Source organism: Streptomyces niveiscabiei (genome assembly GCF_001419795.1).
Classification (GTDB): Bacteria; Actinomycetota; Actinomycetes; order Streptomycetales; family Streptomycetaceae; genus Streptomyces; species Streptomyces niveiscabiei.
The window spans coordinates 1-7785 of the sequence record NZ_LIRL01000983.1 but is presented as its reverse complement, the minus strand read 5'-3'; the positions used below and the strand labels follow the sequence as shown (position 1 = coordinate 7785).

Below are 7785 nucleotides of genomic sequence, written 5' to 3'. Positions count from 1 at the left end.
CATCGCCGACGACCCGCGCGTCTACCTCGCCCGCATCCGCTCCGAGGTCGGACGCATGAGCGCCATGGTCGGCGACCTGTTCGAACTCTCCCGCATCCAGGCCGGCGTCCTCGCCCTGTCCCTCAACCGGATGTCCGTCTACGACCTCGTGGGCGACGCCATCGCCGGCGTCGACGCGCTGGCCAGGGAACACGGCGTACGGCTCGTGGGCCACGGCGTCGAACCCGTCCCCGTGGAGGTCGACGGCCGGGAGATGTCCCGCGTCCTGGCCAACCTGCTGGTCAACGCGATCCGCNNCGCCCGCACCCCGCCGGCCGGCGCCGGACTCGGACTGGCCATCGTGCGCGGCATCGTGGAGGCCCACCAGGGGCGCGCGGCGGTACGCAACGTGCCCGGCGGCTGCCGGTTCGAGGTACGCCTGCCTGCGGCGGTCTGACCGCGAGCGGGCGGGACCGGGCCGCATCGGCGCCGGTCCCGCCCGCAGGGGTGCTGTCGCGTGCAAGGATCACCTCGCCCGCAGGGTTGCTGCCGCGCGCATGGATCACGTCGCGCGCAGGGGCGCCGCCGCGAACTCCGTCATCCCCTCCGCGAACTCGACGCCCGCCCGCCAGCCGAGCTCCTCGCGCAGCCGCCGCGAGGAGGCGGTGATGTGGCGGACGTCGCCGAGCCGGTACTCGCCCGTGACGACGGGCTCCGGACCGTCGTGGGCCCGGGCCAGGGCGCCGGCCATCTCCGCCACCGTGCGCGGGTCCCCGCTGCCGACGTTGTACGCCCGCAGCGAGCCCCCCGGCACCCCGTCCACACCGTCCAGGGCCGCGAGGTTCGCGCCGGCGACGTCCCGGACGTGCACGAAGTCCCGCCGCTGCCCGCCGTCCTCGAAGACACGCGGCGCCTCGCCCCGCGCCAGCGCGGACCGGAACAGGGAGGCGACCCCGGCGTACGGCGTGTCCCGCGGCATCCGCGGCCCGTACACGTTGTGGTACCGCAACGCCGCGACCCGGCCGCCGGTCGCCCGCGCCCAGGACGCCGCCAAGTGCTCCTGGGCCAGTTTCGTGGCCGCGTACACATTGCGCGGATCGGCCGGAGCGTCCTCCTCCACCAGACCGGAGACCAGCGGATCGCCGCAGGACGGACAGGGGGGTTCGAAGCACCCCGCCTCCAGGTCCGGCACCCGGCGCGCCCCGGGCCGCACGACGCCGTGCCGTGCGCACACGTACCGCCCCTCGCCGTAGACCACCATCGAACTCGCCAGCACCAGCCGCCGCACCCCGGCCTCGGCCATGCCGGAAAGGAGGACGGCGGTGCCGAGGTCGTTGCAGGAGACGTACTCCGGGGCGTCGGCGAAGTCCTTGCCGAGGCCCACCATCGCGGCCTGATGGCACACGGCGTCCACGGCGCGCAGCGCGTCGGCCACCGCCGCCCCGTCGCGGACGTCGGCGTGGCGCCAGTCCACCCCGGCGGGGACCGGCGGAGGCTCACGGTGCGCGGCGGGCAGCAGGGCGTCGAGGACGCGCACCTCGTGCCCGGCGTCGGTGAGAGCGGTGACGATGTGCGAGCCGATGAAGCCCGCACCTCCAGTGACCAGGATCAACATGCCCCCGACCGTAGAGCCGCTGCCCCGCCGACGGGCCGTCCGCACCGGGGACGTCAGGGGTTCGTAACCCTTTCCCTCCCGCGACCCGACGACCGGCGCCGGCGCACGGCCCCGCGCACGGCCCACACGAGGACCGTCCCCACCGCCACGGCCACCATGGCGATCAGCCAGTTGCGCGGATAGTCCAGCGGCAGCACCGACGCGTTCGCCGTCCGCCCCGGCCGCAGCAGCACCGGCAGCGCCACCACCGTCGACGCGCCCGCGACCAGCAGGGCACCCCGCACGGGCCCGCGCACACCGCCGCGCACCAGGAGCACCCCGGCCAGCAGCACCACGGGGACGAGCACCGCGTCGTGCAGGACGACCGCCCCGCCCAGCCACAGCAGCACGTCCGGCAGCTCACGGACCTCCGCCAGCAGCGACACCCCGACACCCATCAGTACGACGCCGGCCACACCCGCCGTCACCCGTAGCGTCCTCACGCCAGCACCTCCAGCCGGCCGACCCACTTGGTCTGCTGCACGCCCGGCCGGTTCGGGGCGATGAGCCGCACCGGGTAGCCGTGGTCGGGGTCGAGGTCCTCGCCGTTCAGGCGCAGGGCGAGCAGGGTCAGCGGATCACGGGCGTGCTCGTGCCCCAGCTCGGACACCCGGTAGGCGCCCCGCACCTGCAACGACACCACCCGGACCCGCGCCCCCGCCGGCGCCCCGGCCCGCTCCAGCAGATCGACGACCCGTACGCCGGACCAGTGCGCCGACGCGCTCCAGCCCTCCACGCAGGCGATCGGCAACTCGGCCTTGTGCTGCGGCAGTTCCCGCAGGTCGTCCAGCGTCAGGGTGTACGGCGTCGGACCGGCCACCGTCAGCCGGTACCCCTCTGCGGCGATCCGGCCCACCCCGGCCGCTGCGGCGGTCCGGTTCACCGGCAGCCCCTGCGGTCCGTGGTCCGGGTGCCGGGGCGCGAACAGGATGACGTCCTTCAGCGGGGTGAACGACTGGCCCACCGTGGTGAGCGTGACCGCCCCGACGGCCGTCCCCACCGCAGCCAGCAACGAGCGCCGGTCGGGCCCGTCCGGCGCCGGCAGGGCCATTGTTCCGGGCGACCGGCGCGTCCAGTGCGCCGCGATCTGCGGCGCCTTGACCGCGACATGCAGCAGCAGCGCCCCCGCGACCAGCCACGCCACCGCGTAGTGCACCGGCACGAAGGAGAACGGCCACGGATACCACTGGGCCGTGTTCAGCAGCCCCGTCGCCAGCTGGAACAGAGCACCGGCCACCAGCACCGCGACCGACACCCTTTCCATCGCGTGCCGCACCGACTTCACCGGCGGCCACGCGAACAGCCGCGGATACACCGCCCACAGCTTCACCAGCAGCAGCGGCACCGCCGCGATACCCGAAGCGACGTGCAGCCCCTGCGTCAGCCGGTACCCCCACGACGGCCGGCTCGGGATACCGCCCGCGAGCCAGCCCGGCGGATGCTGCATGACATGACTGACCAACCCGGTGACGAAGCACACGGCGAACGCCGCGCCCAGCCACCGGCCGATCGAGGTCGCCGTACGGGCGTCGTGCAGGGCGCCCTTGAACACCGGCGGGGAGAGCCTGAATTTCATACCCTCCATCCCACTGCGCCCACGGCCGCACCGGAACAACCGAACCCTTACGGAACACGGACGTTCCCGCCGCGCGAGAGCGGTACGTCGGTGCCGGTGCGCAGTGCGTGCGCGTGCAGCGGTGCGCGGCCGGTGGCCAGGCTCACCAAGATGCCGTCGCTGTGGGCCCCGACGGGTTCCGTGTCGTCCTCGCCACTTCTTACGAGAGCATGACGCGGCCCCGGAATCCTCGAAGTTCCCCCGTCGCACGGGCCACTCTGGCTCCGCCGGCCACTCGCCATCGGCGGCCGGCCAGGACTGGAGGAATCCCCATGAGCAGGCACACCAGGCGTCGTTCACCTCTCAAGACCCGGCTGGGAATCGCCGGAGCCGCCGTTCTCGCGACGGGCGCGGCGGTCGCGACGATGAACCTCGCCTCGGCGGGGGAGCCCGCGCACCGCGAGGGGACTCCGGCGCGGGCCGGAGCCGACCACGCCGTGTTCGTCCAGGGCAACGAGTTGGCCGGCAACACCATCCACGTCTTCCGGCGGGGCGACGACGGCACCCTGACCGGCGCGGGCACGTACGCCACCGGGGGCAAGGGCGGCGACCAGGTGGACGCCCCCACCGACTCCCTCGCCTCCCAGGGCTCGCTGGTCTACGACGCCCCGTCGGGACGGCTGCTGGCGGTCAACGCGGGCAGCGGCACGGTCACCACGTTCCGGGTCACGGGCCAGAAGCTCACCGACCGTCAAGTGGTGCGCTCCGGCGGCGACTTCCCGGCGTCCATCACCGTGTCGGGCGGCCTCGCGTACGTGATGAACGCGGGCGGCGAGGGAAGCGTCCAGGGCTTCCGCCTCACGGCCCGGGGCCTCACCCCGCTGAGCGGCTCGCGCCGCTCCCTGGGACTGCGCAACGAGAAGGTCCCGCTGTTCACCGGTTCGCCCGGCCAGATCGCGTTCACCCCGGGCGGGCACGAGCTGGTCGTGACGACCAAGTCGGCCAACACGATCGAGGTGTTCCCCCTGCGCAAGGACGGCCGCCCCGCGCACCGGGCGGTGACCACCCCCTCGGCCGGCGGCGTCCCGTTCGCCATCACCTTCGACAAGACCGGCCGCATGCTGGTCGCGGAGGCGGAGAAGTCGACCGTCAGCACCTACCGGGTACGGCACGACGGCACCCTCAAGGTCGTCCAGAAGCCCCTCCCCAACGGCCAGAACACCCTGTGCTGGCTGGAGCGCGCGGGCGACTTCTTCTACGGCGGGAACACCGGCAACTCCACGGTCACCGGCTACCGCACCGACCAGGCCGGGAAACTCGCCCTCACCGACAAGACCGGCGTCGCCACACCCCCCTCGCCCCGCTCCCAGGGCGTCATCGACCTGGCCGTGACCGCCGACGCCCGGTTCCTGTACGTGCAGAACGCCACCTCCGGCACGGTCGACGGCTTCCGGATAGGCCACGACGGCTCGCTCAAGAAGGTCACGACCGTCACCGGGCTGCCCGCCTTCGCCGAATCCGGCATGGAAGGCATCACGGCGGTGTAGGGGGCCGGCGTCACCGACGCGCATCCGCCGCCGTGGCCGGGGCGGGCGCGGCAGCGGCCTTGGCCCGGCCGTGGACGCCCACCAGCGCCGCCGCGAGGGTCGCCGCGCCCGCCGCCAGCCCGCTGAGGTGCAGCCCGCGCATGAACCCGTCGGCGTATCCGGGGCGGGCGGAGTCGGTGCCGGCCTGCTCGGCGATGACCAGGCCGAGTACGGCCACGCCCATGGCCGTACCCAGTTGGCGGGTGGTGCTGATGCAGGCCGATGCCAGCCCGGAGCGCTGGACAGGGAGGGCCGCGACGCCTGCCAGCTGGGTCGGGCCGATGGACGCCCCCATGCCCGCGCCGAGGGCGACTGTCAGCGCGGCGAAGACACCGAAGCCGGTGTCGGTGCCGAGCAGGGTGAGCCCCATCAGCGCGGCGCCGGACACCGTGTACCCGACCGACATGATCCGGGCCGTTCCGTAGCGCGCGCACAGGCGGGTGGCGTACGGGGCGACCAGCCAGATCGCGACGGTGAGCGGCAGAAAGCGCAGACCGGTGCCGAGGGCCGAATAACCGCGCACCTGTTGCAGATACAGGGAGAGCAGGAAGAAGACGGCGCTGGTTCCGAAACCGAGCACGAAGGAGGCGGCATTGGGGACGGTGAACGAGCCGTCACGGAAGAGCCCGGTCGGCAGCATCGGCCGCCGGCTCGCCCGCTCCACGGCGAAGAACGCCACGAGCGCCACCACCCCACCGCCGAGCGATCCGATGGTCCATGCCGACGCCCAGCCGTGGACGCCGCTCTCGATCAGCCCGTACGTGAGCGCGCCGAGCCCCGCGAGGGCGAGCACCTGTCCCAGCGGATCGAGCACCGCGTGCTGCGGGTCGGAGCTCTCCGGCACCGCACGCAGCGCGAGCCACAGCGTGACCGCGCCGACCGGGAGGTTGATCAGGAAGACGCCGCGCCAGCCGACCGTGTCCACGAGTACGCCGCCGAGCAGCGGACCGGCGAGGACCGCGGCGCCGCCCACCGCGCCCTGCAACCCCAGCATCCGGGCCCGCGCCTGCGGCTGCGGATACGCCTGCACCAGATTCGACAGCGTCCCGGTGAAGATCAGCGCGGCACCCGCGCCCTGCACCGCCCGCGCCGCGATGAGCACGCCCGCCGTCGGGGCCAGCGCACAGCCCACCGACGCGACGGTGAAGACGGCCACGCCGATCAGGTAGGCACGCTTCCTGCCGTACCGGTCTCCCACCGCGCCGCTGGAGAGCAGCAGCGCGGAGAGGAGCAGGGTGTAGGCGTCGATGACCCACTGCATGCCGGACGTGCCTGCGTTCAGATCGGCGCCGATGTCGGGCAGGGCGACGGTGACGATCGAGACGTCGAGGAGCGCGAGGAAAGCACCGAGTAACAGCCCTGCGGGCAGCCGCCAGTCGGGGCCGGCGGGTCCTCCGCGGTGATGAGACACGAATCTCCCTTTCGGAAATGATTGTCAATTGCGGGGAGTCCACGGTGCGACCTAAAGTCGGCTTCATGTCAACCAACGGCTCGAACGGTGCGCCCGCCCATGGCGTCGGCGAGGTCGCCTCCCGCTTCGGCGTCGCCGTCTCGACGCTGTACTGGTGGGAGAAGGAGGGGCTGCTCGCACCCGCGCGGCACGCCGGCCGCCGCGTCTACGGCGCAGCCGACCTCCGCCGGATCGCCCTCATCCAGCTGATGCAGGGGACGGCGATGATGAGCCTGCCCGACATCGCCGCGCTCATCGCGGGCGGGCGCGACGACCAGGACTGGCACACCTCCGCCGAGCGCCGCCTCGCGGACTGCGAAGAACAACTCACCCGCCTGAACCGCGCCCGCACCTACCTCCGCCACCTCCTCACCTGCCCCAGCACCCACCCCGTCGACCAGTGCCCCTACCTCGCCGACGAGATCGACCACATACTGACCGCAACCGCCTGGACCCGGTCCCCACCTGTGCATCGCCTTGTCCTTGTCAAGGCGGCGACGACCGTGATCTCTACCGGACGTGAACCCGCACCCCGTCGAACGGGAGCACCGGATCGGTGGGCTGAAACCGGAAGTTGACGACCAGCAGGCCCCGGCCGTCGCCCTGGGCGCCGCCGAGGTCGACGCGGTCGGCGTCGTTGTAGTGGCCCGTATGAGCGTGGGCGCTGATCAGACGGTCCAGCGGCTTGCCGAGGACCGTCACCGTGCCGTTCATGGGGTGCTCCTGGCCGTGCGGGAATGGTAGAGGCGGCTTTGCGCCTCCTTGGTGTCTCCATGCTCGTCGAGCCGGGCCAGGTGCAGAGCTTCGTACGACCGGGCACCACGAACTGCACGCACCTGCTGTTCACGTCGGCCTTCCCGCCCCACACCAGCAGCGCCGACCGGTGGGTGAAGGAGTGGTACGGCCCGGGGTGCCGGCAGCTGGGCGCCCGCCCCGAGTACGCCGCCCTGTCCACCCTGCCCGGCGGGCGGAGTCCGGTCGTCCCCGGCAGGCGGTGTCCGCCGAGATCCTCCAACTCCTCCTGGCCACCGTGCTGTTGCAGGTCCAGAACGCTCTTCACTATGACGTGATGTTACTTCTTTCTATATGAGAATTCTGTTCTCGTGAAGGTGGTCGTACGCAGCGCACCGCCATCGCCGCCGAGCATCCCGCCGTGACCTGGTCGAACGCTGGCTGCCACTGCCGGACGTACCACCAGCAGTAGTACGAAGACCGAGCGCTTTTTGGGCCGCGCCGGGTGCCGCACAGTTGGTGCCGTACACGCCGAAATGCCTGGTGAGGGGGGTGCCGGCCGGCACACGCGGCAGCCACGGCCCTCGCCTTCCGCCGACCGAGAGAGTGCACATGCCCGACGGACCCGCCACGTCATCTGTTCCTCCCTCCGCGCTGCTGGACGGCTCGGGCTGGTACGGGTGCGGCGGATGCTCGGCGTTGACGACGCGGGCCGCATCGTCAACGCCGACATCCCCACCGACCTGAAGGCCGTCTACCTCGACGGGGAGGACTGCAAGGCCGCCCCCATCGGCGTCAAGAGCCTCGGCGAGCTGGTGCAGATCGGCGT

Annotated in this window: 9 protein-coding genes and 1 pseudogene; 5 read left to right on the top strand and 5 right to left on the bottom strand. The window is 72.6% G+C overall.

The annotated features are described in order from the left end of the window. Positions 1–295: pseudogene (locus AOK24_RS51705) on the top strand (sensor histidine kinase); the annotation flags it as partial. A gap of 2 nt (positions 296–297) precedes the next feature. Next, the coding region (locus tag AOK24_RS51700) for an ATP-binding protein (RefSeq protein ID WP_338060973.1) at positions 298–436 on the top strand (139 nt) is incomplete at its 5' end. Between the two features lie 105 nt (positions 437–541). Here AOK24_RS51700 and AOK24_RS38310 read toward each other — a convergent pair. Genes AOK24_RS38310 through AOK24_RS38300 form a run of 3 tightly spaced genes read right to left on the bottom strand, consistent with a single transcriptional unit; the run spans position 542 to position 3209 of the window. Beyond that, positions 542–1594 carry an NAD-dependent epimerase/dehydratase family protein gene (locus AOK24_RS38310; RefSeq protein WP_055724552.1) on the bottom strand — a complete coding sequence of 351 codons (1053 nt, stop codon included), beginning with the start codon at positions 1592–1594 and terminating at the stop codon, positions 542–544. A gap of 53 nt (positions 1595–1647) precedes the next feature. Continuing rightward, positions 1648–2076 carry a hypothetical protein gene (locus AOK24_RS38305; RefSeq protein WP_055724551.1) on the bottom strand — a complete coding sequence of 143 codons (429 nt, stop codon included), beginning with the start codon at positions 2074–2076 and terminating at the stop codon, positions 1648–1650. Next, positions 2073–3209 carry a molybdopterin-dependent oxidoreductase gene (locus tag AOK24_RS38300; RefSeq protein WP_420876723.1) on the bottom strand — a complete coding sequence of 379 codons (1137 nt, stop codon included), beginning with the start codon at positions 3207–3209 and terminating at the stop codon, positions 2073–2075. Before AOK24_RS38300 ends, AOK24_RS38305 begins: the two co-directional genes overlap by 4 nt. A 311-nt stretch (positions 3210–3520) precedes the next feature. Between AOK24_RS38300 and AOK24_RS38295 the strand changes: the two genes are divergently transcribed. Then, a complete protein-coding gene (locus AOK24_RS38295; RefSeq protein WP_107104147.1) occupies positions 3521–4735 on the top strand; it encodes a lactonase family protein in 1215 nt (404 codons plus the stop codon). Positions 4736–4745: 10 nt separating this feature from the next. Here AOK24_RS38295 and AOK24_RS38290 read toward each other — a convergent pair whose 3' ends face one another. Beyond that, positions 4746–6185, bottom strand: coding sequence for an MFS transporter (locus AOK24_RS38290; protein WP_055724549.1), 1440 nt, complete (start codon positions 6183–6185; stop codon positions 4746–4748). Positions 6186–6250: 65 nt separating this feature from the next. On the opposite strand from AOK24_RS38290, the gene AOK24_RS38285 reads away from it, so the two are divergent. Next, positions 6251–6802: a MerR family transcriptional regulator gene (locus AOK24_RS38285; protein ID WP_055724548.1), complete on the top strand. Its 552-nt coding sequence runs from the start codon at positions 6251–6253 to the stop codon at positions 6800–6802. Here the strand turns inward: AOK24_RS38285 and AOK24_RS46865 are convergent. Then, positions 6735–6938 carry a hypothetical protein gene (locus AOK24_RS46865; protein ID WP_079057214.1) on the bottom strand — a complete coding sequence of 68 codons (204 nt, stop codon included), beginning with the start codon at positions 6936–6938 and terminating at the stop codon, positions 6735–6737. The two genes, AOK24_RS38285 and AOK24_RS46865, sit on opposite strands and share 68 nt — an antisense overlap. Positions 6939–6997: 59 nt before the next feature. Between AOK24_RS46865 and AOK24_RS46860 the strand changes: the two genes are divergently transcribed. Then, the gene (locus AOK24_RS46860; RefSeq protein ID WP_240554317.1) at positions 6998–7294 is read left to right on the top strand and encodes a hypothetical protein; all 297 of its coding nucleotides are present in this window, start codon (positions 6998–7000) and stop codon (positions 7292–7294) included. Positions 7295–7785: the final 491 nt, after the last annotated feature.